Source organism: Pseudanabaena biceps PCC 7429, assembly GCF_000332215.1.
In the GTDB taxonomy this organism is placed as follows: domain Bacteria; phylum Cyanobacteriota; class Cyanobacteriia; order Pseudanabaenales; family Pseudanabaenaceae; genus Pseudanabaena; species Pseudanabaena biceps.
In genome coordinates this window covers 1-26,067 of the sequence record NZ_ALWB01000060.1, presented here as the reverse complement: position 1 = coordinate 26,067, position 26,067 = coordinate 1, and the positions used below count along the sequence as shown (strand labels likewise).

Here is a 26,067-nt window from a genome sequence, read left to right as displayed (position 1 = left end):
AAGCCTTGCGTAGCAAGGCTTTTATTTTTGGGCTTTTAAAATTTGCCAGCTTAACCCGAACTGACGTTACTTTAGAGTTGATTGGTGTTAAAGGTGTCGCATTGATTGATGTTCCCTGAATCTAGCCCGCGTTTAAACCAAGTTACCCGTTGTTGGGAAGTTCCGTGGGTAAAAGATTCGGGTACTACATGACCGCTTTTTGATTGTCTTTGCAAATAGTCATCCCCAATCTGGGTAGCGGTGTCGAGAGCCTTTGTTACATCATGTTCAGTGATTAGCCCTCGCTGAGCCGTGGCATGTCCCCAAACCCCTGCATAACAATCCGCTTGAAGTTCCTGTCGTACCGATAGCTCGTTAGCTTTAACCTTGCTGCTGCTTGATTTTAATTGTCTGACCATACTCGAAGTTCCGCGCAGATTTTGGATATGGTGTCCGACTTCATGGGCGATCGCATAGGCTCTAGCGAAGTCGGCATCACTACCTGCCGTAGCCTCTAGATATTTAAAGAAACCCATATCTAAGTACACCTTTTTATCCGCTGGGCAGTAAAAAGGTCCCGCCGAAGTTTTTGCTGATCCACATGCCGAATTGACAGAACCATCGAACAAGACTAGCTTGGGCGCTTGATAAGTCGTTTGGAGTTGTTGTTTAAAGATTTTCCCCCAAGTATCTTCGGTGTCACCCAAAACAGATTTGACAAAAGACGAATCACGGTCTTTTGTGGGCTGTTTGACTAGCCCTTGAGGTGCAGGCGCATTTTTGCTACTTCCCGATAGGAATCCCAGCAGTTGTGTGGGATCGACTTTGAAAACAAGCCCAGCAATGATGGCGATCGCAATTCCTCCAGATCCCAGCCCGCCCAACATTCCCATTGATGAATTAGAGCTAGAGGAACCACCCCGCTCATCTTCCACATTATCGCTCTCGCGCATTTCATCCCATTTCATATTGTCGATCCTCTGTGCCAAATTTATGGTTGTGAATATAACGCCTTTCAGAGTCTGGGGAGCTTTTTTACTAGTTTGTGTAGTCGCGGATGGAGGGGGCAGTTGCCAGATCGTCAGAGTATTTGCGGATTGCTTCGATATCTGTGGGTTGCCAAGTTCGCAGATCTTGGCATTGATGGGCGACCAGTAACCCCCATAATTTGCCTTTAGATAGTACGGGTGCAACTAAGTTCGATCGCACTAGCAAACCGCGTAAAAAATCTCGATGACAGTCGCTAATATTTGCCTTCTCAATATCGTCGATAGAATGGATCCGTCCAGCTAAATAGAGCAGTGCATAGTCAACATTGAAACAGTCATCGGGACCTGTCGAGCCAATAATCGAATATTTGCGATCGCTTATTGCTTCAAAAGTTACTTGTCCTTGCCATTGCTTGTAGAAATAGTAGAGAACTACGCGATCGACGCTGAGCAGATCTCTTAGTTCGTGAAGCGTAACATTTACAACAGAGTCTTGTTGTAGTTTATTGGTAATTCGCGATAAAACTTCGCTCAAACCGCGCTTAAAAGGATTCATCATTGCCAATAGATAAAAGACTAAATCTGTGAAAATTTGAAGACTAGATTTGGAGACTAGATTTGAAGCCTAGACTTGAGGGATGGAAATTGGCGATCGCCCTCGTACGACTTTGAGTTAATTACGAACTATTTTTAATTTTAAACTTGATTGCAAACTTGATTTTAAACTTGATGGGGATACATGGAGTTATCAAGTTTTACGATAAAGCTATTATGAAGCCGATTTAGCTCTTTTAGCGCATTATTTGCACATTAAATGCTGCTTTATGTGGCAATAGTTTATCCTACGTGTATTTAAGCATTCCTACTTATTACCAATGCCAAGTTTAATACCAATTCCCAAAATGGCAACGCCATTTTGGGAATTTCAAAACCTTACTGGGTTTGTTTTTGATAAGTAGTTCGGCATAATTAAAAACCAAAACCTAGAAGAGCATACCGCCCGCGCAGCGGGCGGTATGCTCTTCAGGTTTTTATAGCTGTCGTCAACTGTATCAGGAAACCCCAAAAGAGGGTTGCCGCGCTCCGCGCGGCAACCCTCTTTTGGGATTTGGGATTACCAGTCAAAAGCTGTGAGCAAAGACTTAGTGATCAAAACTCCCAAGAAACCAACAGGAACGAACCACCGCAGATATCTGACGAGTTCGGCAACGATAAATCTGTCCATCCTCTTGGCTACATCAGGATTAAATATTGTGATCGACAAAAGTACCGATACAAGCTGATAAGCATGACCTGTAGTGAATACCTGAGATACCAGACTATTGCTGCCAAGCCAAGGATATCGCACGGAAAAGGTAAAGGTAAGCGCTACTAGCGCCAAAATCGAGCCACTCCAAGCAACCAGACGGGGAGATAAATCCACATTTGCACAGAACGTAAAGATCGTGGGCACGATCAAAGTCAATAGGAAGGGCGTGAAAATCGAGCCTAGAATCGCGTTAGGTATGCGCTTAATCGTTACGCGAGCTTCAATCTGGCGCAGAAATGCTCCATTCCAAGCACGGGTTTGGGAAATGTTAAAACTGATACCCTGCGGATTCCATCCATTAATCTTAAGTTCGGGATCGAGCCCTGATTCGTTGATATCGTCTTGATTCTGAGAAAGCGAAATCTGATTGCTGTTGTACTTAGACGACAGCATGGCTACTAACAGTGACTGGGTATCAAAAGGGAAAGCATCTAAATTTAATTTGCTCTCGAAGGTAGCCTTGACTCGCTGGATCAGTTCCACCTCGCCATCATAATGGATGAATAAACCTGGAGAAATCTGGGCATCTTTTTCGATGATGTTGGTGATTTTAATCTGAGGATTCCAGATCGTAGCTAACTTTGCGACAGCGGCTTCTTGCCCAAACTCCAACCGATTTGTTCCCATCTCGCCAGTATCGAAGGCTAGGCGCGGATCGTTCCACACATATCTAAGATCGAATTGACTCTCAAAGGTATTGGTGGCTTCGTTAATTTTGTTGATGCTATTTACGAACAAAGACACTCCCACCCGCATTGGCAAAGCAACGTTGGAAGGGAAAGGCACAAGATTATTCATCCCTAGAGGATTTGCCGTTGAGGTGGCAGGTTTTTTGGCGTTGTCTTTGCTTACTGGGGACTTGGCTGCATCATTATTACTAGTTTGGTTATTACTAGTTTGGTTATTACTAGTTGAATTAGTTACGGATGCATTGCTTACTGGCGTTTTTGCAGCATCATTATTTGCTGCTTCGGGATTAGATTGAGCAAAAACGGCGATCGCCGATGGGTTTGTCACCGAATCAAAGTAAGTAGCCAAGCTAAAGGAAAAGCATAGTAAAAAAACGATCAGTATAGGAAATAGCGAAAATTTCCGAGGTTTACGCATTTTGCGACTCCTTGAAACCATTCCGATTGTTATCGCTAGCTTGAAGGGTCTGGAGCGATCGCGCCATGTCGCCAATTTCATCCTTACGGACTGCCAAATCCTCTAGGTCAGCAGATGGCTTACCCTCGGCAAGATCCTTACTTGCATTAGCGATCGCCTCAAAGGGTTTGAGCAACATGGCATTGACCACAATTAGCAATGCCCCTGTAAGTAACACTATCTGCAATCCCGCCATCGCGACATTGCCCGTGAGCGCCCATCGCTGTTGGATCTGGAATTCACTAAAGTCACGAACGGCAACCACCGCGCCAATGCGTTCGCCTTTGTAGTCCAGCACTGGTACTAACACCAGTCCATAATCATTGCCATTTAAGGTGATGAGTTCGGTGGAAACATCGCGAACCTTGGCGAATATTGCAGGAGATAACAAGGGTTTGAGTGCTGTCCAGTCAGTGACTTCAACGGCTTGGTAACCACCCACAATCCGTTCGTTATCGGGACGCGGGATCAATTGGGCGACCTCGGTCATCAATTTATCGTCGATGAATACACCTACGTCAAAGCCAGTGTTCGTCTTGGTCTGCGTTAGTACCGATGAGAAACTCAAGCCGATTTCAAAGCTACCAATTAGTCCGTCATCATCTTTGACGGGATAGACTGCGCGAATGCTAAGTCCGCGACGACCGATCTCCATGCCTCGTTGGGGTTCACCAGTCCGATTGGCAACGAGAACCATCTGACGGAATCCACTCAAGTCTTCGCCATGTCCGTCTTTGAGGGCATAGATACGGAGAAAAGAGGACGCAGGCGGCAGGATAAACTGTCCTTCCCTTACCCCAAACTGATCGCGTTGGACAATCATCGCTGGTAACAAACGTGCGGCGATCGCATCACGGTCTTTTGCGCGGAAAGCCTGTTTGATAGAAGGCAAAGATGACACCAATGAGGCGCGGGCGGAGGCTTTGTTAATTTGCTCATTGATGTTGCTTTGGATTAGGGTAGCTGTGGTATTCAATTCGCGTTTTTTGGCACTTTCGATCATGGCATTGCTCGCCCCAAAGCCCGAATATGCCGATACAACTGATGTGGTTATGGCTACCATAAACAACAATAGTTGGGATTTCCACTTGATATTCATAAACTCTTTACAGCCATCTAGCAGGAGGCTGATGAAATTTTTAGTTGTTAATTTTTTACAGGTCTAAAATAGCAGCAAGGTGGCAGCATTAGGTACTGCTAACTTGCTGGTGATTTTTAAACCAAGCGATCGCTATAGGTAATTGCAAAAGAGGCGATCGTGATGATCAAAATTAAGGGATAGATGATCCAAGAAGCCCAATTTAAGTAGTTAAAAGCCTTCTTATGTCCCTCTTTGTCCAATTTAGTACCGATCACCGTAACCAAAATTGGTAGTAGACAGAGACAGAAGTAGACATAAAATACATACTCCATCGCTACGGTATAGCCGACTTCGGGTAGTTGGTTGTTAAAAGATAACAGCAACACAATTCCCGACAACAATGCTGAGGCGGGAGCCATCGTACGGGGCACAAACATCGTGTAGGGGAAAAACAAACAGCAATAGGTTAAGAGAGATAGCAAAATCAACGGCAAGACATTCTTAGAGAGAAAAACAAGGGTCTTGCGTTGAAAGGTCATCCGAATGCTCAATCCAGGATACTCAACCTGAACGTTGGACTGAAATAAATCGGGATCGCCTTGGGTGGAGGTGCTACGGGATGAGTCTTGGAAATAGGTAATATCTTTAAAATTCCAAAGTTGTAGTCCTTGAAAGGGTTTGCGCTCGACATCTTTAGGTCTTGGCAGTTTCAAGCCCACGGTATCGATCGCATAAATCAAGCGTTCGGTCGAGAGATTGGGATTATCAAAACGCAAATTTAACCTCTGCGAATCAAAGGGATAATCGCGAAAATCAAAGGCATTACGAAACTCTCCGCGTACGCGATAGAGCCGATAGTTTAAGCCATTGACGACCTGAGCTTTGATGGGAGCCTTACCGTCAAATACGGGCGCAGTGGGATTAACACTATTGCTCACAGCATCGGGGAACTGAATCTCCGTAGGTTCATCATTGCCGCTATAGCGGAACCAGACATAAAAATCGGCGGTAAACGTCGTTTTATCGATTCGATTCAGCTTATTGATATCCATGCCCGCATAAACTACGCGCTGCCGCCAAAAATACTGATCTCCCGATTGCACAATGCTACCCGCTTGGATTTCTTTCGGTAAATTAAGCCTTTCGGGATTCGCGATCGGCGTAAATTGTTGATTGGCAGAAATCAACTTTTGATTTTGAAATTGGGCAAGGCGCACGGGCTGATCGCTATTGCGATCGCTATTGAAGTACAACAGCCCCGTTAAGCCCCTTATACCTACCTTACGGTTGTTGAGTTTTGCCAAAGCATCGCGCACCAGTTCTCGATCGTTGTCTAGGCTGGTCGTTTTTAAAGCGGGATTAGCTTTACGAATCGCATCTACCGCCGCGATCGCCGCCTCATAGAATTTTGCTCCTAAATAGGAAGGAGTTTTGTTATAGGTTTTTTGGTAAGCAGCTAGGAAATCTTGGGCATCAGCTCCCGCACTATCAAACAGAATTGGCAAGGGGACATACATACCCTCGGTAAAGAATCCTGGATTTTTCTTTTCCTCATCATATTTGTCAAACCGTTTGGCAAAGGATTCTCGACCTAGAGCTTGTTCACCGAGAAGAGAATTTTTTAAACCCTTTTGTTTGAGGGCAACTAGAAAATCTTCTGCAACATCTTCCTTGGATGTGGTTAAAAATAAAATTCCCGCTTCAGGCTCGGCGGCGATTTCATTGACGATTTGCTGGACTGAGGCTTTGCGGTTATTGGGATCGGAATCGATCGCCCATATTTTCTGAATTTTGCCATTACCATTGGCTTCAAAAGCAGATTTGATGACTTCCGATTGAGTCTGCTCGTTTTTACTAGCTTTGTCATAGATTACGCTCGCAGTTTTGAACTGAAGTACTTGCTGGGCATAAATTGACAAGGTTTTGGCAAGGTCGGGATTAGTATAAATAATCCGAAAATAATAGGGACGATCGCTTGTAACTTTGGGATTATTTGCCGTCCCAGTAATCGCTGGTAATTTGCGTTCTTGGTAAATACTGCCAGCAGCGATCGAGGCATCAGAAGAGCGATGCCCTAAGACCACCAATGCATCGCTTTTAGCAATATCGTTAGCAACTTGAGTTGCACCATCAGCATTCCCCTTGTCATCAAAAATATTTAACTTAAGCTGACGACCATTGATCCCGCCATCACGATTAGTGGCATCAATATACAGCTTGATACTGTCAACTATTTCCTGTCCCCCACTAGCCCCATCTCCACTTAGGGGGGCAGCTACCGCAATCGAGATCGCACCGCCTTCGGCTCTCAAGCCTTGGGCAAACAGACCATTGAGTGACATCACTACCAAAAGTGCAGTTAAGGCGATCGCCCAAAACCTCACAACTGTTTTACGCATGAAATTACAGCCGTCCTCTTTAGAAATTGCCTATTATTTACTAGAGATACAAAGTACCACTTATATCTACCGCCTATCTATCGACAAGTGTATCAGGACATAAAACCGCAAAGAGAGATGCGGAGCAAATCGCCACATCTCTCTTTATGATTATGATTTTTTCCTAATACCAAAAAATATAAGGAAGGTCACAGCATGACCTTCCTTATATTTTTGTGGTGTTGAATTTTAAAGGGCGAATGATGGGAATTGAACCCACGAATGGTGGTACCACAAACCACTGCCTTAACCACTTGGCTACACTCGCCATTGAACCGTTATTAATAATAATACTAGTTTGTGCATTTACACAAGAGCTTTGGCAAAAAATTTGCCAGTTTGCAAAAAAATGATCTTTCGCATGATCCTTCGGCTCGTAATATCAATTCGCGAAAGTGTGACAACACTTTTGTGAATTAAAAAACAAACCCAGTAAGGGTTTTTAAAGCTCAAAATGGCGTAGCCATTTTGAGCTTTGGTATAAGCTCGAGCTAAATCTAGCGAGAAGGTCCTAGCCCAACTGCACCAGCATAAACAGCTTGACTGCCAAGTTCGGCTTCAATTCGGAGTAAACGGTTGTACTTAGCAACGCGCTCACTTCTACAGAGAGAGCCTGTTTTGATCTGACCTGCGCGAGTGGCGACGGCAAGATCGGCAATGGTGGTGTCTTCGGTCTCGCCCGAACGATGGCTAATGACTGAGCGGTAACCACTCTTATCAGCAGTAGCGATCGCTTCTAGCGTTTCAGTTAAACTACCAATTTGATTGAGCTTAATCAAAATTGCACTGGCACAACCCTCGCGAATACCGCGCTCTAGACGAGTCTTATTGGTCACAAACAAATCATCACCAACTAACTGGGTTTGGGTAAGTTGATCGGTCATCGCTTTCCAGCTAGCCCATTCATCTTCCTGTAAGCCATCTTCGATGGATACGATGGGATACTTCGAGATCAAGCCTTCGTAGTAGTTAACAAACTCTTGAGGAGTAAGGGATTTACCATCGATCGCATAGTTACCATCCTTGAATAGTTCGTTGGAGGCAACATCGAGGGCTAGAGCAACCTGCTCTCCTGGTTTGTAACCAGCCTTGATAATTGCATCAATGAGTAGTTCTAAGGCGGCTTGGTTGGACTCAAGGTTGGGGGCAAACCCACCCTCGTCACCCACGGCTGTAGACAAACCCTTGTCATGGAGTACCGAGCTAAGGGCGGCAAATACTTCCGCACCATAGCGCAATGCTTCCTTAAAAGTGGGTGCGCCCACGGGCACGATCATAAACTCTTGAATATCGACGTTATTGTCGGCGTGAGCCCCACCATTGAGGACATTCATCAGAGGAACGGGCAATACATTGGATAGTGGGGTTCCTAGATAACGATATAGGGGTTGACCGATTGCCACCGAAGCAGCTTTAGCGGTTGCCAGAGAAACCGCTAAGATTGCATTGGCTCCCAAATCGGATTTGTTGGGTGTACCATCACGTTTGATCATGATGCGATCGACGAGTTCTTGATTGAGCGCATCTATACCCTTTAATTCGGGTAGAATTTTTTCAGTAATATTGCGGGCTGCGATTAAAACTCCCTTGCCACCATAGCGTTGCTTATCGCCGTCTCGTAGTTCGTGGGCTTCAAAACTTCCTGTAGATGCACCACTGGGAACCTGAGCGAGACCGATTGCGCCGTTTGCCAATTTGACTTCCGCTTCAACGGTTGGTTTGCCGCGCGAATCGAGAATTTCCCGTGCAGCGATCGCAATGATTTCTGTTCCTTTAGTCACTTTGAGCTATTCCTTTAATGATTAAGTGAAGCTATTCGCAACAATCTTACAGTTTTGCGATGCTTCATTTCTGAAATGTTAGGTTTTTATTAAAAAAATTGACAAAATGGATTCTTTGATATACCGATCCAAAATGAATTACAGCGCTTTGCGCTCAAACCCAAACCAAAGAAATTTTTGAAAGCGTTGCGAAGCAACGCTTTCAAAAATTTCCTTGTGGTTCGTTTGATCGATAATTGCTGTAAATAAAGCGTTGCCAAGATGATTTTTTGACAGGGGTATAAGTACTTGTGCAAAATAAATTACGGAAACCTGTAAAGTTGCGCCCCGCAGGGGGGGGAATTTACAGGTTTGGATCTGTAATTAATTATGCCTAGCTACTTAACGAGTTTAGGTTTGATGCCATAAATCATCTAATATATTCTCTACACTCAAACTAAAGCTCTTCTATACGAGGTTTTGACTCCTGATGAGTCTGTCATTAAGCAGTAAATACATCAGTGCTGATGTTCAGCATTACCTAGAGCTATTGCAGGTTCTAGTGAGCCGTAACCTCAAGGTACGTTACCGAGGGTCGTTTTTAGGAATATATTGGTCATTGCTAAATCCTCTGATCATGACTGGCTTATATACTGCTATTTTTGGGGCAACCTTTTCTAAGTACTATGGCAATTCCATTGCCAACTATATTTTGGCAGCATTCACAGGTTTGATTGTCATCAACTTTTTCTCAGCCTCCACATCCCAAGCCTTAAGTAGTGTGGTTGGAAATGGTGCATTACTTAACAAAATTCGCCTACCTGTAAGCATTTTTCCCGTTTCCATGATTACTGCTAATATATTTCAGTTTGTGATGGGGACTTATCCCTTACTAGCGATCGTTGCGCTGATAAAGTCTCATAGCTTAGTTAATGTATTTGCGATACTTTTGCCTTTTACTGCCTTGGTCATGTTTTGTGTGGGGGTAGGATTTTTTGTAAGCGCCCTTTACGTATTCTTCCGAGATTTACCTTATTTTTATGAGCTTGTGGTATTCATGCTCTGGATTAGCAGTCCTGTATTTTATCCAGCTGCGATCGTGTCGAACTCAGTAAAGCCTTTTTTAAGTATCAATCCGCTATCACCTATTATCGAGAGTCTACGGCAAATTACTCTCTCTGGAAATTTGCCAGACATTATGATGATTGCTAGTGCTTTGTTGAGTGGTACGATTTTTGCGATTTTGGGCTGGGCATATTTTCACCAATCGCGATCGCAGTTTATGGATTTACTATAGATATTTTAAAAATGGAATCAATTCGATTAGATCAAGTTTGTTTGTGGCGCAGAACCCAAGAAGAGTTTTCCTACGATCTCAAGAAAACTCTTCTATCTATTTTTGAGGGTAAATATCGTCAACCACCAAAGAAATTGGTACTAGATAAGATTGATCTAGTGGTTGAGAAAGGTGAAAAAATCGGTATTATCGGCAGCAATGGGGCAGGAAAGTCTACTCTTTTAAAAGTAATTTCGGGAATTCTGCAACCTACTACTGGCAATGTGCGGGTACGTGGTCAGATCGCTCCTTTAATTGAGTTGGGTGCAGGTTTTGACTCAGAAATTTCGGTAATCGATAATATCCTCTTATATGGAGTGCTATTGGGATTTTCGAGGGCAGAAATGAAAGAAAGAGTTGGCTCAATACTCGAATTTGCAGAGCTTGAAGATTATCGGTTTGTACCTGTCAAAGGTTTATCTTCAGGAATGGTGGCAAGATTAGGTTTTGCGATCGCCACAGATATCCAACCAGAGATTTTGATTTTAGATGAAGTGTTATCTGTAGGTGATGAGAGTTTCAGAAACAAATGTCAAAAACGCATCGATAAATTTTGGGATTCCCATGTGACGATTTTGGTAGTGTCACACTCTATGGATTTTATTGAAAAGTCTTGCGATCAGGCGATTTGGCTCAGTAAAGGCAGTCTTAAATTAGCAGGGGACTCGAAAGAAGTTGTAAAATCCTATTTAGATAGTGTCACTTGAGGCAAGTCATACCATGTATCATCTAATTTATCTGCGATTTGGCATTAGAGAATATGCTCACAATGTGAGGTTTGCCAGATGCAACCATTTCTTTCTCTGTTAGGGAGGTGCATTTCGAGTATTTGAGTTTGTCAAGGAGGGAGCACTGTTGAATGTTTCTCCTTTGGGGTTGCTTGTTTTGGAGCCAGATCTGCAAAATCAAATCTTGCAAACTTTTCCATCGGAGTAGATGGATACTTATTTGACTATTCTTTAAGGCTTAACAGGTATTTTGAGGAGAGGTTCTACTTGTAAGTCAAGTCCTTGGATAGTAATAGTTTTAGAGTTTGAGGGGCATAAAAACTCGCGAAATATTTGCTGTTAATTAAGCCAACACTGACTAAGTATATGAACTAGAAATAATGAATATAAAATTAGGTGGAGATAAATGATCAAATCTCAATCTCAAAAAGAAATTGTTGTAATTGGTGGTGGAATTGTTGGCTTAGCTACTGCATATAAGTTGTGTCAATCTCAACACTATAACAAAGTTACTGTGTTAGAAAAAGAGGATCTACTTGGGAGTCATCAAACAGGTAACAACAGTGGCGTACTTCATGCGGGGCTATATTACAAGCCAGGCTCGTCAAAGGCTAAATTAGCTGTGAGGGGTATTCAGCAAATGATTGAATTTTGTGAGGACAATGAAATCCCTCATGAAATTTGTGGAAAATTGGTAATTGCTTGTGATGATCAAGAGCTAGCAAGGCTTCATAATTTATTTGAGCGAGGTCAGCAAAATGGGCTTTTAGGTTTGAAGCAACTAAATCAAGAGCAGTTGAGAGAAATTGAGCCCCATGCTGCTGGTATTGCCGCAATTCATGTGCCACAAGAAGGCATAGTTGATTACAGAAGAGTTGTTGATACTATTGCTTTAAAATTGCAGAATAACGGTGGAAATGTTGTTACATCAGCAAAAGTAACCAAGCTCAGGCAGTTAAATAATAAATGGATTATAAGTACGCTTAACGGGGAGTTTGAGGCAGATATTATAATTAATTGTGCGGGATTATACTGCGATCGCATTAGTGAATTAGCTGGTGAAAAACGAGAAACAAGGATCATTCCATTTCGAGGTGAGTACTATAAAATTAAAGCCGATCGCCAATTTCTTGTAAAAAACTTGATTTATCCTGTTCCCGATCCACAGTTTCCCTTTTTAGGCGTTCACTTTACCCGTCTAATCCATGGTGGCATTGAAGCTGGTCCCAATGCAGTGTTGGCCTTAGCTCGTGAGGGTTATCGGAAATCACAAATTAATTTGGGTGAACTGTATGATATATTCTCCTACGATGGTTTCTGGCGTTTTTTACAAAAGCACTGGTCAATGAGTTTAGAAGAATTATTTAGATCGTTCAGTAAAAAGTTATTCTGCCAATCACTACAAAAACTAGTTCCTGAAATCCAAGAGGGAGACTTAGAAGTTGGTGGTGCAGGTGTAAGAGCACAGGCAATTTTCTCCAACGGAGATCTAGTTCAAGATTTCAATCTAGTATATGGTAATAATGCTTTGCATGTCTTGAATGCACCTAGCCCCGCAGCAACAGCTTCATTAGCAATTGGAGAAGAAATAGCCGCTTACGTAACTAAATATTTCTAAATAATATTCCTAAATATTTCATTTCTCAATATTTCTAAAAAGCAACTCAAGTCCAGATTTAAATTAAGTAAAGAGATTTAAATGAAAATATTGATCACTGGAGGAGCGGGTTATATCGGCTCGATCCTAACTCCTACTCTATTAGCTAAAGGGTATGAAGTTACTGTATTAGACAATTTCATGTTCCACCAAAGCAGTCTAGCTGATTGCTGTCAATACGATGGATTTCAAGTGGTTCGTGGTGATTGTCGTGATGAAAGAATTATTAAAGAACTCCTAAAAGATACTGACATTATTATTCCTCTAGCAGCCCTTGTAGGGGCTCCTCTTTGTAAAAATGATGCGATCGGGACTCAGACCACCAACCTTGATGCTGTAAAAACGATTTGTCAAATAGCTAGCAAAGATCAAAGAATCCTTATGCCAGTAACCAATAGTGGCTATGGAATTGGCGAACCTGGAAAGTTATGTACAGAAGAAACCCCACTACGACCAATTTCACTTTACGGAGTTACTAAGGTAGAAGCCGAAAAAGTTGTCTTAGAGCGAGAAAATAGTCTTACTTTTCGATTGGCAACAGTTTTTGGGATGTCACCACGGATGAGGACTGACTTACTCGTAAATGATTTTGTCTATCGAGCTGTCCATGACAGAGCTGTACTAGTTTTTGAAGGTCACTTTAAGCGCAACTATATTCATATTCGTGATGTAGCTAATGTGTTTTTGCATGGCATTGAAAATTTTGAACAAATGCGCGGCAAACCCTATAACGTAGGTCTAGATGATGCTAATTTATCAAAGTTAGAACTGTGCGCCGAGATTAATAAACACTTACCTTCTTTTGTCTATTTAGAAGCTCCAATTGGAGAAGATCCTGATAAGAGAGACTATATTGTTTCTAACGCGCGAATTTTGAGTACAGGATTCAAAACAGAATGGTCTCTAAGTCGAGGAATTAAGGAACTGATTAAAGGCTATACAATCTTGCGTGATAGCTTGTATTCTAATGTCTAGTAGTTTAAGGAAATGATTGTCAGTTCTCTCAGATTTTGACTAGAATTGACAATTAATTTTCTTGTATTAGAAGGTTTTTATCTGTTTTCTTGAAGCAGAAATGAATATACTCGACTTAAAAAACAAGCAGGCTAGTAAATCTATGCTGATATCTCGCGCTCCTGTCCGAATTAGTTTTTTTGGTGGAGGTACTGACTATCCTGAATACTTTCTTCAACATGGAGGAGCTGTATTAGCAACAACAATTGATAAATTTTCTTATGTTACTGTAAGCCCATTCTTAAGTCATTTATTTGACTACTCTACTCGTATTTCCTACCGTAAGGTTGAGTTAGTTAATAACATCAATGATATTGAACACAATGTTTATCGCGAATGTTTAAAATTTTGTGGTCTTGAGAAAGATATAGAGATACACCATGTAGCTGACTTACCCGCATTTACGGGCTTAGGCTCATCCTCATCTTTCACTGTGTCACTATTACATGCGCTACATAGCTTTAAAGGTGAATTCATCCGCCCAATTGACTTAGCCTATGAAGCAATTTATATAGAGCGTCACTTGCTTAATGACAAAGTAGGCTGTCAAGATCAGGTAATGGCTGCCTTAGGAGGGTTTAATCTAGTTGAGTTTAGAACTGAAGAGGATATCCAAGTAAGTCGGCTACCAATATCACCACAACGTTTGGCAGAGTTTGAAAAACATTTGTTTATTGTATTTACAGGCATTAGGCGTAAAGCATCTGATGTTGTTGCGCAGCAATTACAAAAGGTTTCAAGCAATACACAAATACTAAAATCAATGAGATGTATGGTCGATGAAGGTTGGGATATTCTTACTTCAAATCGATCTCTTTCAGAATTTGGCGAACTTTTACATCAGGCATGGCTTGCAAAGAGAAGTCTCGATGGATGTATATCAAATACTGAGATTGATAGGGTTTATCAAATTGGTAAAGATGCTGGTGCTTGGGGTGGTAAGCTTTTAGGGGCTGGCGCAGGAGGTTTTATGCTATTTTTTGCCCCGTTAGAAAAACATGAAAGCCTGAAAAAAATATTTGCTAACTATCAAGTGCTAGAAGTAAAGAGCAATTCTCTAGGTTCACAAATAATTTTTTCTTGATTACTAAATATTGATTCTTGCTCGTTAACCATTAAATCATTAAACATTACAACAAAAACAAATGAAAGTTCTGATTGCAGATTTTGACTTATTTAGTAAGATTGGTGGTGGACAAACATTCTATAGAAATTTGATTTCAAAAAACCCAAATATTGACTTTTATTATTTTAGGATTTCTGAGCAAGCTTCTGACTGCCAATTAACTAACGCACATCCTATCGATTTTCAGGAAAGTTATCATATCTCTGATTATTTGGGCTTTCAGGATTTAACACCGCCGCAGTGGATCTATGGAGCGTTTATAAAAGCTAACAATATTGCCTCTTCAGTGTCTGGGAGAAGGTTTGATGTTGTGGATATTCCAGACTACGAGCAAATGGGGACAATGCTTAGACCTGCTTTCAAACATCATAATGTAGATGTTGAAAGAATTGTACTATCAATGCATGGAAACATATCTACATCACAACGCTTTGATTGGTTCAATGGAGGTAACACAAATCAAGCCCTAGTTTTACAAGAAAAACTTCAATATGATGTGGTTGATATTCGCTATGGCATTAGCAAAACCTATCTGGAAGAATGGAAGGATTCATCGGATTTGTTATCCCATTATTTAAATCCTCTATCTGTTATATCACTACCTAAGCCTCAATGTGCTAAGCCTTCTGCAAAAAAGCCCAACCTGAATTTTGTTGGGCGAACAGAAAAACGTAAAGGACCAGATACCTTTATTAACATTGCTTGGTGGCTTCCTCGTGCTGCGTATAATCAAGCTAGTATTATTGGTTCAGACAGCTTTGATTCTGGCGGAGAGGCTAGTTCTAGATTCTTTCTAGATAAAATGGTCAGTAACAGAATGAAGAGTGAAATCTCGTTGCTATCAGCTATGAGTTATGAAGAACTTGAACAGAAAGTTTTCTCCACTAGATCTTTGACTATTCTACCATCAAAGTATGACACTTTGAACTTAACTGCGATTGAATCTCTGTTTTCTGGATGTCCGACAGCTATTGGCTCTGGGGCAGGAGTGATTAGGTTCTTGAAAGAAAATTTTGCCAATGTTTCATTTGTAACAATTGACGTAAATAACATTTATTCAAGCATTCCACATATATATTCAGTTTTAAAGGATTATGATGATTATCGTTATCAACTTTTAGAGTCTTTGTCTAGGGTCTCTTTAGAATTAATAGAATCCACACTCACTGAAATATACTCTAGCGAACCGAGTTATGAAGATTCAGTAAGAGTAAAAATGGAACGTTGGTATTCTTTATTGATGAGAAAAAAAGAAAATAGTGGTTCTGCTATTTCTTATCTGAAAAAATCATCTCCAATATTGAAACAAGCTTTTAAGAGTATAAAACCCCTTATTAAAAATCCAAAGAAGTTTATAAAAAATAAGCTTCTATCGACGTTAAGCAAAAATAAATATGAGGAATTCAGGATTCTTGATCAAGGATTGAAATCACTATCATTATTCGATAAGTACAGAAATGTATTTCTTTTGAATGAGGGAAGCAGTGATGAGTTGACGAAAAAACTCAAGTTGTGCTGGGAAATTTCTTCTGAATGTCGATTTGACCGAGTTCGTGTCTGGAGAGAGATTGCTAGATTAGAGGGAATACGGGGGAATGATGTTGTTTCTGCTACTTATTACATAAGAGCAATGCGTTTACTGGGTAGCGATCGCTTTGGAGATTTGGCAGAAGTTATCCCTACGCTCAACAATAACGGTTTTGCTAGAGAGGCTCTTGTAGCCGAAGCTATGTATGGAAAACCCTTGGTAAGTAATGAAATGGCTAAGTCTATTTTAGATAAAGCTTTATCCGAAAATAAAACCAACTCAAAATGGGAGTATGAGTTTATTGACGATCGCCGACAGGCATCTTTTTATAAGGTTTCAATAATTGTATCTCTATACAATGCTGCTAAGAAGCTGCCACTATTTTTACAAACTATCAAATATCAAACTTTGATTCAAGTTGGTGTGGTTGAAGTGATTCTCATTGATAGTGGCTCCCCTTCTGACGAATATGGAGCTTTTGTCAAGGCTATTGAAGGTTTGGATATACCAATAGTTTTTGCGCGAAGTGCTAATCGTGAAACAATCCAAAGTGCCTGGAACCGAGGTATAGCGCTGTCTCGCTCCTCATATTTGACTTTCTTGGGAGTAGACGAAACTATTGTTCCAGAATGTTTGGAAATTCTCGCTGCTGAGTTAGACAAAGATAAAACCCTAGATTGGGTACAGGCAAATAGTCTTGTGACAAATGTTGATACTCAAGGGCGATGGGTAAGTGACATTATGCTCTATGACAGGAGAGATTATAAGCAGGATTTAGTCTACCTAGAGACTTGCTATTTGTCTTGGGTGGGGGCACTCTATCGTCGTTCTATTCATGATCGCTTTGGCTATTACGATGCATCTTTTAATGCCGCTGGAGACACCGAATTTAAGGGACGTGTATTACCGTTCATAAAGACTAAGGTAATACCAAAGACTCTGGGAGTTTTCCTTAATTACCCCGATGAGCGTACTACACAGCATCCTAGAGCTGAGATTGAAGATTTACGTGCTTGGTACTTACATAGAACCTTGTCTGGTATTGAATATGCATTTGCCAATCGGGATCATCATGAAGCTGAGCAATTGTTTTACAATTGTCTGCGGTATCGAAAGTCATTTTGTGGGCATTGGAGTACAGATATTGAGTATGCCTACAATCTAGGTTGTTTCATCCAAAAACATAACCCCTTCAGTGAATCAGCCATCATAAAGTACTTGCCACGGATAAAAGAGCTTTTGAGTTCATACCGATCTTTAGACTTGATTTCAAAAATATCAAAGACATCAACTGTCGCTCAGATTTTTTCGGCAAAGCAATCAATTAAGTCAATAGAAGAGATTTACAGAACCCAAATCAATCCAACCGTTGAACCAGTTTTCCAAATCTTTAATGATAATCGATATGAGCAGCACTCATTTCTATGGTTTACTGATATAAGTAGTTCAGCATAATTAAAAACTAAAACCAGAGAGCGTACCGCCCGCGTAGCGGGCGGTACGCCCCTCTAGGTTTTAAGTTTACTCTTAGCTACTTATAGAAAATTTATAAATTATTAGGTTCAACATTTTAGAGCGATCTTCAATTAAGTATAACAATCAACATATATTATGAAATCTCTTAAGAATTGGCTGAAGAATAAGCTTCGCAAAGCATTAGCTATAGCAGGAATAGAAGAAGCTATAGCAGGAATAGAAGAATCGATTCAAAAACTTCGGGATACTCGGTCTGATGATTCAAAGAATGTTTTTGGGATTTCTTTCTGGTATGAGGGAAACCTCTGGGAGCCACCTGTTCAAATAGCTCTAAGAGATCTTTGTAGACCTGGAGATGTTGTATTTGATGTTGGGGCAAACTTCGGTGGTCTGACAACAGTAATGTCTCGCATGGTAGGTTCGAGAGGTATTGTATGTTCTTTTGAAGCAAGTCCAAGAATTATTGGAATTTGTCAAAAGAATATAGTTATGAGTGGCTGTAGTAATGTTCAACTTTATAATGTTGCGGTCTACAGCAAGTCAAATGAAACCGTTCCAATCTATTTGGGAGGTCATCTAAATGACAGTATTTACTCTAATAGTGATGAAGAAGTAGCTGCATTTAATATAGATACGCTATCACTTGACGACTTTGTAGACTTTACCAGCTTAGTTCCAAATTTAATTAAAATGGATATTGAGGGAGCTGAGTTTGATGCGATTATCGGTGCATTAAATACGATCACGACTGCTCGACCTCATTTAATTTTAGAAACCCAACCCTCAGACACTAGATGTCTTGATCTATTAAGAGATAAGGGATATGTGGCAATTGATTTAAACTCTTATCAGGAAATCAAGAGCCCAACAGACTATCCGCAGGGTGTGGGAATTCGCAACAATCTTTATATCCATCAAGATAGGTTGTCAGAAACCCCCTATTCTCTACCATTTACATTTGTTGAAGTGAAGACCTTAACTGAAGATGATTTTATAAAGACATCAAGTAGTATGCTTGCTTTAAAGAATCCTCTTAAGCTTGACAAGGGTAGATACCTAATTGATTTGGACTTTGTTGCGCAAGGTACGGACAATGAAATGATGTGCGGTGTTAAAGTTCAAGATAAAATCATCTTTAGATACCATGCTTATACAAAGTTGATTGCAGACAGTTATAAAGATTGGGTGATCGATCTATCAAAAAATTGTGAAGCAAATATTTACTTTGAGTTTTTGAATGGCACTTCTGACAAGACTTTTGCGATTAAAAGTGCAAGGGTAATTCGGATTTCCCAGTTTGATAATTTCAAATCAGCACCTTATATATAAACATAATTAGCTGGGCATAATTAAAACCCATAAACCTATAGCGAACGCGCAGTGTGCGCCGCAGGTTTATGGGTTTTATATTTAATTAAGCCCACTTACTTATTGGTATTCCTATGGCTGAAATATCTTTTAGAGCCATAGAGCAGCTAGCTATACGTATCGGAGAATTTATGATAAATAAATACAACATTGGCAAAAAACTAAATTAAACTATAATCTGTTAGTTACAGGGACTTTCTAATATTCTAATAATATTTAGGTATCTCATAGTTTATTCATATTGCCTCATTGGTTGCTAAGGGTAAAACCATTTATGAACTGTCGTGTCTGTGATTCAACTAATTTAGAACTCGCTGTAGATCTTGGTTCTCAGCCTTGGTGCAACCATTTTCTGAAACCAGAGGAAATTGGGAAAGAGCCATTCTATCCTCTGAGGTTACTTTACTGCCAAGACTGCGAAACAGTTCAGCTAGATTACACCGTAAAAAAAGAAATTATGTTTGGGAATCACACCTATCTATCAGGTGTAACCAAATCTTTGAGCGAACACTTTAAAACGGTTGCCCAAGAGGTAGATACGCGGTTTTTTGAGGATCTCAAATCTAAATGTGTTTTAGACATCGGTTCTAATGATGGTACTCAACTGCAACATTTTAAGGCTCTAGGCTATGATGTTCTCGGTGTTGAATCTTCAAAAACCACTGCGAAAATTGCTAATGATTCGGGAATTACAACTTTAAATGAGTTCTTTAACCTTGAGCTAGTTCAGCGACTTAACCGTAAGTTTCATATAATCAATGCGGCAGGAGTATTTTTCCATCTTGAGGAACTTCACTCTGTAACTGAAGGAATCCGCGAAGCACTTCGAGATGATGGTGTATTTGTTGTACAGTTTCTTTACATGAAGCGCATTGTTGAAAATTTAGCTTTTGATCAGATCTATCACGAACATTTACTTTATTACAACCTCAAAAATATTGAAGTGCTACTCAATCGACATGGTTTAGCTATGTTTGATGCCTATCTTTCTCCGATTCATGGTGGATCGATTGTTGGTTTTGTGACGCACAAAGGCAAGCGTGAAATTAGCGATCGCCTACAAACTCTCCGTCAGGCAGAGACAGATGAGAGAAGTAACGAATTTGCAACCTATCTAGAATTTGGCGATCGCATTAAACAGATGAAGTTGCAGAACTTGTCATATCTTGAAAATGCTAAGAAAGAAGGCAAAAAGATTTTTGGCTTTGGGGCTCCAGTAAAAGGAAATACGATGTTAAATTACTTTGGTGTAGGCACTCAATATCTAGATTGTTTAGTCGAAAAAAACGAACTGCGTCGTGATTTATATTCTCCTGGAATGCATATACCGATTGTTATAGAAAAAGAAGTTTGTGATTTGCCCGATATATACTATGTCCTTGCTTGGAATTTCAAGAAGGAAATTCTTGCTAATAATCAACATCTAATTGATAAAGGTATAGAATTCTATTTTCCTGTTAACCCCAAAGAGGTTTAGTGCTATGGAAATATTAGTTACTGGTGCTACTGGTTTTTTAGGAACAGCATTATGTTCTCATTTGGAACTGATAGGGCATAAAGTTCATCGGTTAAACTCTAAAAACTGTGACTTAGAACGATCGGATTCATTGCTGCAATTTAATCAAGTTGCCTACGATCAAATTTATCACCTAGCAGCATGGACTCAGGCAGGTGACTTTTGCCTATACCATCCTGGAGAACAATGGATTATTAATCAACGCATAAATACCAATGTTCTCTCTTGGTGGCAGCAATATCAACCACAGGCAAAACTAATAAGTATGGGAACTAGTTGTGCCTACTCCCCAGAACTACCATTAATAGAAGAAAACTATCTAACGGGAATGCCTATAGATAGTTTGTTTACCTATGCAATGACCAAGCGAATGCTGTACGCAGGGCATCTAGCATTACATAAACAATATGGTTTGAACTATCTTTGTCTAGTTCCTTCGACTCTCTATGGTCCCAGCTATCATACTGATGGACGGCAAATGCACTTTATTTTCGATCTAATTCGGAAAATTATTCGTGCTAAGCTCTACGGTGAAACAGTTACCCTCTGGGGAGATGGCAATCAGCGTAGAGAAATTGTTTACATCCATGATTTTGTCAATATTGCAATACAGTTAGCAAACGACACTGACAATCAAATTATCAATATTGGAGCGGGAGAAGAGTTTTCAATTAGACATTTTGCCAAGCTAATTTGTGAAAACATTGGCTACGACTTTAATTTAGTACAGTTTGATACTGATCGCTATGTTGGAGCTAAGTCTAAATGCTTAGAAGTACAAAAACTAAGACACTATATCCCAAATTTAAGCCTGACTCCCCTAGAGTTGGGGCTAGAGAAAACTATTGAATGGTTTTGGGAACAAAGAACACAACTTGTGCCAGAGCATAATTGAGGAGATAATTTTGAATTACTGGATCGAAGATAAACTCAGCAGAATTACGGAAGCATTTACTAACGATTACTGCAAATCAATTGAAGTAGTTGCAGATGTGATTACTAAATGTTTTCAGAATGGCAATACATTGTTTATCTGTGGTAATGGTGGCTCAGCATCTGATGCGCAGCACATTGCGGCTGAGTTTATTGGTCGCTTTTTATTTGATCGCAAAGGTTTGCCAGCGATCGCGCTAGTATCAAATCCTGCGGTACTTACAGCATGGTCTAACGATCACGAGTTTGAAACGGTCTTTTCCCGTCAACTAGAAGCATTGGGTAAACCTGGGGATATTTTATGGGTCATTTCTACCTCTGGTAAATCCAAAAATGTAATTTTAGCTTTAGAAGCCGCTAAAAAAATAGGAATACAAACTATAGGAATGACAGGAAATAATGGAGGTATTTTACAATCCCTAACTGATCATAGTCTATTCGTTGAAGCAAATCATACTCCATTGGTTCAAGAGATTCACGTTATTACTTATCATCGTATTTGCGAACAAGTGGAGTTTAATTTATTTCCCAAAGCATGAATTCCCAACCCAAAAAATCATCTATCCAATCAGAAAAAGCATTATTTCTAGATAGAGATGGTGTCATAGTTGATTATGTCCCTTACCTAAGTCAGCCTAGTCAAGTCCAAATACCTCAAAAAGCTGGGGAAGCACTAAAAAAATGGCAAGATGCAGGCTATTTGCTAATTGTCATTACTAACCAGTCTGGTGTCGGGCGTGGTTATTTCTCCATGGATATGGTTGACTTGATTCATAAACATATTCGTGATGAATATAGTGCGTTTGGGGTGCGGTTTGAAGAATTCTTCGTTTGTCCACACCTTCCCTCAATTCAATGCAAATGTCGAAAGCCTTCTCCTAATATGCTTTTTCAAGCATCTCAAAAATACAATATTGATATTGAGCGGTCTTTTTTTGTGGGAGATGCATCTAGTGATATCGAATGTGCTATTAGCGCTGGATGTAACCCCGTACTTCTGCTTACTGGTAGAGGCTCATCTACATCAAGAATGTTATGTGATAATGACAGAAAACTAGTCTCTATATTTAATAGCCTATCAGAAACAATTGAACTTATTAAAAATTAAACTAATTATCAAAATATGAATAAAAATAATGAGAATAATTTAACACCTATTCTAATTTCAGTTGTTCCTGATTTAGTTGGTGGTCAAGGGCATGTTATTGACTATCATCAAGCAGTTGGTAAAGCCGCTAAATTAATTGGTTATAAACATTTAGTGGCAACTGCTCCCGATGAAATGATTAGCCATCTACCAGATAACTGGAATACTTGCCTTAATAGCGACAAACTTGAATGGGAAACCTACACAATATTTAAGATTTTTAAAATAAAAAGTATTTATGACTGGGCAATCCGATTGGCGAAATACTTGCGTCAAGAGGCTATGCCAAATTCAGAATATGGAGTGATTTTTTTGGAAAGATTCGTTCTCTCCCATCTATTAGCAGTCATATTAACTTTGTTTTTTATACCTAGAAATAATTTATCAGTTTTATTGCTTTACCGACGAGATATCCATAATCAGAAAAATCGCTTTGCCTACAAATTCTTAAATAATCTGATTAGATCTATGTTGCCTACAAAGAATTTTCGATTAATTACTGATAGTGAACTTTTAAGTAAGTCCCTATCTAACTATTTCGATATGCCAGTAGATATAGTGCCGATACCTCATACTGAGATTGTATGTGAAGAAGATATTTTTACCAAGCAAAGCAAGGAAATACTATGTTGGTGGGTAGGTTCCCCTAGAGAGGAAAAAGGTCTAGATATTATTAAATCTTTTGCTTCATCTGCTTGTGAAAATGCCGATCAAATATGCTTGTTAGTTGCCGAAAGTTCGCGAATATCGACAGTTTTGGGTGGTGTAAATGTAAAAACACTTCAAGATTGCCTTACGAGGACAGAATATTTAAAATGGCTAGTAGCTTGTGATGTTTGTCTGATGCCGTATAATTCCTTTGACTATCGAGAAAGAACATCTGGAATATTTGCTGAATGTGTAATTGCAGGGAAGATACCCGTAGTCTCAAGCAATACTTGGATGGCATTTGAACTAGCCAAATATAAACTGGAAGAATTGATCATAGAATGGAGTAATCCTAATACTACTATGGAGCAAATAATAGGATTTACAAAGGACATAGATATTAAAGCAAAGCTAAATCATATGCAAAAAGAATACAAAGAGTTTCATAGTTTGCAAGGATATGCAAATCAGATAAATATAATACTTAAAAGTTAATTATGATATCAATGAATTATTTATAAGTTCTGCAAATTGAATTTTTGATTATTATTGTGATTATATAGATGCTAAAAATTGCAATAGATGGCACATCACTGACCAGTCAGCCTAGTGGCATTGGTCTATACGCTAAAAACTTGATTTATGCTTTGTATAATTTACAAGATCAAGATAATTTTCTTATGAGTGTCGTCTATCAGCCAAGATTAAAAGAATGGTTGAGATTTAAAGCTAATGCACCAAAATTTTTAAATTTAGATACCAAAATATATAAGCTTCCCATTCCTGTTACTATTTCCAGTTTCCTTTCTAGATTTCCTAATCCGATTATTCCTTACTTTGAAAGTGCCTTTGGTTTCCCTGATATTCTGCATGGATTAGATCATGTAGTTTATCCTTGTTCTAAAAGTTTAAAAGTAATGACTATTCATGACTTAACTTTTATCAAATACCCAAATTTTGCGAGTTCAATTACTAAAAACTATTCAGAACGCGTTAAGCATTGTATTAGTTGGACGGATTTAATAATAACAGTTTCTGAAAGCTCTAAACGAGATATTGTTAAATATTTAGATGTAAAGCCCCAAAAAATATATGTTACACCGTTAGCTAGTCGTTATCGTAATAATTATTTAAAGGATGAAGTTATTGATATATTAAAAGAAAATATAGGCTATGACTTTACTAAGCCTTACATATTATTTGTTGGGACATTTGAACCTAGGAAAAATATTAATAATATTATTTATGCTTTTAACTTGCTGAAAAAAAAATATAAGATTGACCACCAGTTAGTATTAATTGGCAAAAAAGGTTGGAAATACGAATCAATATTAAAAGATATTCAAAGTTCATCTTATACAAATGAAATATTTCATCTTGACTACTTAGCTGACGAATTAGTGGCGATTTTTTACTCAAGAGCAGATGTTTTTGTATATCCTTCTCATTATGAGGGGTTTGGTTTGCCTATATTAGAAGCGATGACTCTTGGTACTCCAGTTATAACTTCTGATAATTCTTCAATACCAGAAGTTACTGGCAATGCGGCTATCCTTATCAATCCAAATGATTTTATGCAAATTGCTGAAGCCATACTAAAAGTAATTAGCGATCGCCAACTAAAGGAAAATTTAATTAGTAGGGGTAAAGCACAAGCCAATTTATTCTCTTGGGACAATACCGCCAAAGAAACGTTAAAAGCCTATAAAAGTATTATCTGATTCATGATTAATAAAGAGAATATTTCTTACGCTAGATTGATAGTTAACTTGTCAAATGTTCTATTTAAGTCAACAGGGATAAGTAACTATACCAAAAATGTTTTTCCCTATTTAAAATCTATTGCACCTATTCTACTAAGTTCTGAAGTTCACGCTGGATTTGAATCTTACTTAATTCCTGACAACTTAACTTCTGAACAAGGGACAAAAGGACATTTGAATAGGTTGATTTGGACACAATTCCAGTTGCCAAAAATTTATAGGAAATTAAAATCTAAACTTTTATTTTCCCCCATTCCCGAAGCTCCGTTATTTTCTAATTGTTTTAGTGTGGTGATGGTGCATGATTTCATTCCCCTGCGTTTCCCCAAAAGATTTTCACCTCTCACTCCCTACCATCTATACTATGTACCACAAGTTCTAAATCAATCAAAACATATTATTTGTAATTCTCAATCTACCGCTGAGGATATTGTTAGATTTTGCCATATTCCATCTAATAAGATTACTCCTATTCTTTTGGCTTACGATTCAAATCATTTTCGCCCTGTAATTGATGAGAGATTTAATACTCGATTTCCATACTTTTTATATATTGGTAGACATGATCCTTATAAAAATATTAGTCGTCTAATTTCTGCATTTGCTAATGTGCCATCTAATCTCGAATGTCAACTTTGGTTGGCTGGTCCTTCGGATAATCGCTATACTCCAAGACTAAAAGAACAAATCCAAGAATTAGGGCTTACTAATCAGGTGAAATTTCTCGATTATGTGCCTTACGATGATTTGCCTAAAATTATTAGTGGCGCGATCGCTTTAGTATTTCCGTCACTGTGGGAGGGATTTGGTTTACCCGTTATTGAAGCCATGGCTTGTGGGACACCAGTGATTACTTCTAACCTGTCGTCTTTGCCCGAAGTCGCAGGAGATGCAGCGATTTTGATCGATCCTTATAACGTGGCAGAAATTACCGATGCGATGCAGGCGATCGCTAATGATGCGGGGCTGCGATCGCATCTTTCACAACTGGGATTACAAAGGGCTACTCAATTTAGTTGGGAAAAGACGGGAAAAGCGACCGTAGAAGTACTAAAAAGTTTTTTGTAAGTAGCTAGGTATAAGTAAACTTAAAACCTAGAAGAGCATACCGCCCGCTATGCGGGC

The 26,067-nt window shown here is 39.4% G+C and carries 20 protein-coding genes and 1 tRNA gene; 14 read left to right on the top strand and 7 right to left on the bottom strand.

Annotated features, from left to right (window positions below):
• Positions 1-71: 71 nt before the first annotated feature.
• The 7 genes from ypfJ to eno all read right to left on the bottom strand — a co-directional run bounded on the left by ypfJ (position 72) and on the right by eno (position 8,723).
• Positions 72-947 carry a KPN_02809 family neutral zinc metallopeptidase gene (gene ypfJ / locus PSE7429_RS08905; RefSeq protein ID WP_009626813.1) on the bottom strand — a complete coding sequence of 292 codons (876 nt, stop codon included), beginning with the start codon at positions 945-947 and terminating at the stop codon, positions 72-74.
• A 70-nt stretch (positions 948-1,017) separates the two neighbouring features.
• Complete coding sequence (locus tag PSE7429_RS08900; protein WP_009626812.1) at positions 1,018-1,527, bottom strand: GAF domain-containing protein; 510 nt, start codon at positions 1,525-1,527, stop codon at positions 1,018-1,020.
• 555 nt (positions 1,528-2,082) lie between these two features.
• The gene (locus PSE7429_RS08895; RefSeq protein WP_009626811.1) at positions 2,083-3,384 is read right to left on the bottom strand and encodes a ligand-gated ion channel; all 1,302 of its coding nucleotides are present in this window, start codon (positions 3,382-3,384) and stop codon (positions 2,083-2,085) included.
• A complete protein-coding gene (locus tag PSE7429_RS08890; RefSeq protein WP_009626810.1) occupies positions 3,377-4,522 on the bottom strand; it encodes a cache domain-containing protein in 1,146 nt (381 codons plus the stop codon). The genes PSE7429_RS08895 and PSE7429_RS08890 overlap by 8 nt, the downstream gene beginning before the upstream one ends.
• 116 nt (positions 4,523-4,638) lie before the next feature.
• Entirely contained in the window at positions 4,639-6,903 is a 2,265-nt protein-coding gene (locus PSE7429_RS08885; protein ID WP_009626809.1) for an ABC transporter substrate-binding protein, read from the bottom strand.
• Positions 6,904-7,137: 234 nt separating this feature from the next.
• Positions 7,138-7,210 (bottom strand) — tRNA-His (locus PSE7429_RS08880).
• Positions 7,211-7,439: 229 nt separating this feature from the next.
• Positions 7,440-8,723, bottom strand: a complete 1,284-nt coding sequence (eno, locus tag PSE7429_RS08875; RefSeq protein WP_009626808.1) for a phosphopyruvate hydratase — start codon at positions 8,721-8,723, stop codon at positions 7,440-7,442.
• A gap of 469 nt (positions 8,724-9,192) precedes the next feature.
• On the opposite strand from eno, the gene PSE7429_RS08870 reads away from it, so the two are divergent.
• The 14 genes from PSE7429_RS08870 to PSE7429_RS08805 all read left to right on the top strand — a co-directional run bounded on the left by PSE7429_RS08870 (position 9,193) and on the right by PSE7429_RS08805 (position 26,010).
• Complete coding sequence (locus PSE7429_RS08870; RefSeq protein ID WP_009626807.1) at positions 9,193-9,999, top strand: ABC transporter permease; 807 nt, start codon at positions 9,193-9,195, stop codon at positions 9,997-9,999.
• Positions 10,000-10,010: 11 nt separating this feature from the next.
• Positions 10,011-10,745, top strand: coding sequence for an ABC transporter ATP-binding protein (locus PSE7429_RS08865; protein WP_009626806.1), 735 nt, complete (start codon positions 10,011-10,013; stop codon positions 10,743-10,745).
• Positions 10,746-11,172: 427 nt separating this feature from the next.
• Positions 11,173-12,384, top strand: coding sequence for an L-2-hydroxyglutarate oxidase (gene lhgO / locus PSE7429_RS08860; RefSeq protein WP_009626805.1), 1,212 nt, complete (start codon positions 11,173-11,175; stop codon positions 12,382-12,384).
• A gap of 81 nt (positions 12,385-12,465) precedes the next feature.
• Positions 12,466-13,398, top strand: coding sequence for an NAD-dependent epimerase/dehydratase family protein (locus PSE7429_RS08855; protein WP_009626804.1), 933 nt, complete (start codon positions 12,466-12,468; stop codon positions 13,396-13,398).
• A gap of 142 nt (positions 13,399-13,540) precedes the next feature.
• Positions 13,541-14,521: a GHMP family kinase ATP-binding protein gene (locus tag PSE7429_RS08850; protein WP_040687891.1), complete on the top strand. Its 981-nt coding sequence runs from the start codon at positions 13,541-13,543 to the stop codon at positions 14,519-14,521.
• A 61-nt stretch (positions 14,522-14,582) separates the two neighbouring features.
• Positions 14,583-17,546, top strand: a complete 2,964-nt coding sequence (locus tag PSE7429_RS08845; protein WP_009626802.1) for a glycosyltransferase — start codon at positions 14,583-14,585, stop codon at positions 17,544-17,546.
• A gap of 156 nt (positions 17,547-17,702) precedes the next feature.
• Positions 17,703-18,896, top strand: coding sequence for an FkbM family methyltransferase (locus PSE7429_RS08840; RefSeq protein WP_009626801.1), 1,194 nt, complete (start codon positions 17,703-17,705; stop codon positions 18,894-18,896).
• Positions 18,897-19,209: 313 nt separating this feature from the next.
• The gene (locus PSE7429_RS08835; RefSeq protein WP_009626800.1) at positions 19,210-20,412 is read left to right on the top strand and encodes a class I SAM-dependent methyltransferase; all 1,203 of its coding nucleotides are present in this window, start codon (positions 19,210-19,212) and stop codon (positions 20,410-20,412) included.
• A gap of 4 nt (positions 20,413-20,416) precedes the next feature.
• Positions 20,417-21,346 (top strand): NAD-dependent epimerase/dehydratase family protein, encoded by a 930-nt coding sequence (locus PSE7429_RS08830; RefSeq protein WP_009626799.1) that lies wholly within the window; start codon positions 20,417-20,419, stop codon positions 21,344-21,346.
• A 10-nt stretch (positions 21,347-21,356) separates the two neighbouring features.
• Positions 21,357-21,923 (top strand): D-sedoheptulose-7-phosphate isomerase, encoded by a 567-nt coding sequence (locus tag PSE7429_RS08825; protein ID WP_009626798.1) that lies wholly within the window; start codon positions 21,357-21,359, stop codon positions 21,921-21,923.
• Positions 21,920-22,492, top strand: a complete 573-nt coding sequence (locus PSE7429_RS08820; RefSeq protein ID WP_009626797.1) for a D-glycero-alpha-D-manno-heptose-1,7-bisphosphate 7-phosphatase — start codon at positions 21,920-21,922, stop codon at positions 22,490-22,492. Before PSE7429_RS08825 ends, PSE7429_RS08820 begins: the two co-directional genes overlap by 4 nt.
• Before the next feature lie 15 nt (positions 22,493-22,507).
• Complete coding sequence (locus tag PSE7429_RS08815; protein ID WP_009626796.1) at positions 22,508-23,674, top strand: glycosyltransferase; 1,167 nt, start codon at positions 22,508-22,510, stop codon at positions 23,672-23,674.
• Positions 23,675-23,742: 68 nt separating this feature from the next.
• Positions 23,743-24,900: a glycosyltransferase family 4 protein gene (locus PSE7429_RS08810; protein WP_009626795.1), complete on the top strand. Its 1,158-nt coding sequence runs from the start codon at positions 23,743-23,745 to the stop codon at positions 24,898-24,900.
• 3 nt (positions 24,901-24,903) lie between these two features.
• Positions 24,904-26,010 (top strand): glycosyltransferase family 4 protein, encoded by a 1,107-nt coding sequence (locus PSE7429_RS08805; protein WP_009626794.1) that lies wholly within the window; start codon positions 24,904-24,906, stop codon positions 26,008-26,010.
• The last annotated feature ends 57 nt before the right edge of the window (positions 26,011-26,067 follow it).

What these genes read in the sequence shown, in the direction of transcription:
- PSE7429_RS08900 (WP_009626812.1), bottom strand. Translation starts at nt 1,527, where the DNA reads ATGATGAATCCTTTTAAGCGCGGTTTGAGCGAAGTTTTATCGCGAATT.
- PSE7429_RS08830 (WP_009626799.1), top strand. Translation starts at nt 20,417, where the DNA reads ATGGAAATATTAGTTACTGGTGCTACTGGTTTTTTAGGAACAGCATTA.
- ypfJ (WP_009626813.1), bottom strand. Translation starts at nt 947, where the DNA reads ATGAAATGGGATGAAATGCGCGAGAGCGATAATGTGGAAGATGAGCGG.
- PSE7429_RS08890 (WP_009626810.1), bottom strand. Translation starts at nt 4,522, where the DNA reads ATGAATATCAAGTGGAAATCCCAACTATTGTTGTTTATGGTAGCCATA.
- PSE7429_RS08815 (WP_009626796.1), top strand. Translation starts at nt 22,508, where the DNA reads ATGAATAAAAATAATGAGAATAATTTAACACCTATTCTAATTTCAGTT.
- PSE7429_RS08820 (WP_009626797.1), top strand. Translation starts at nt 21,920, where the DNA reads ATGAATTCCCAACCCAAAAAATCATCTATCCAATCAGAAAAAGCATTA.
- PSE7429_RS08865 (WP_009626806.1), top strand. Translation starts at nt 10,011, where the DNA reads ATGGAATCAATTCGATTAGATCAAGTTTGTTTGTGGCGCAGAACCCAA.
- PSE7429_RS08895 (WP_009626811.1), bottom strand. Translation starts at nt 3,384, where the DNA reads ATGCGTAAACCTCGGAAATTTTCGCTATTTCCTATACTGATCGTTTTT.
- PSE7429_RS08805 (WP_009626794.1), top strand. Translation starts at nt 24,904, where the DNA reads ATGATTAATAAAGAGAATATTTCTTACGCTAGATTGATAGTTAACTTG.
- PSE7429_RS08850 (WP_040687891.1), top strand. Translation starts at nt 13,541, where the DNA reads ATGCTGATATCTCGCGCTCCTGTCCGAATTAGTTTTTTTGGTGGAGGT.
- PSE7429_RS08835 (WP_009626800.1), top strand. Translation starts at nt 19,210, where the DNA reads ATGAACTGTCGTGTCTGTGATTCAACTAATTTAGAACTCGCTGTAGAT.
- PSE7429_RS08840 (WP_009626801.1), top strand. Translation starts at nt 17,703, where the DNA reads ATGAAATCTCTTAAGAATTGGCTGAAGAATAAGCTTCGCAAAGCATTA.
- PSE7429_RS08845 (WP_009626802.1), top strand. Translation starts at nt 14,583, where the DNA reads ATGAAAGTTCTGATTGCAGATTTTGACTTATTTAGTAAGATTGGTGGT.
- PSE7429_RS08855 (WP_009626804.1), top strand. Translation starts at nt 12,466, where the DNA reads ATGAAAATATTGATCACTGGAGGAGCGGGTTATATCGGCTCGATCCTA.
- PSE7429_RS08810 (WP_009626795.1), top strand. Translation starts at nt 23,743, where the DNA reads ATGCTAAAAATTGCAATAGATGGCACATCACTGACCAGTCAGCCTAGT.
- PSE7429_RS08885 (WP_009626809.1), bottom strand. Translation starts at nt 6,903, where the DNA reads ATGCGTAAAACAGTTGTGAGGTTTTGGGCGATCGCCTTAACTGCACTT.
- lhgO (WP_009626805.1), top strand. Translation starts at nt 11,173, where the DNA reads ATGATCAAATCTCAATCTCAAAAAGAAATTGTTGTAATTGGTGGTGGA.
- PSE7429_RS08870 (WP_009626807.1), top strand. Translation starts at nt 9,193, where the DNA reads ATGAGTCTGTCATTAAGCAGTAAATACATCAGTGCTGATGTTCAGCAT.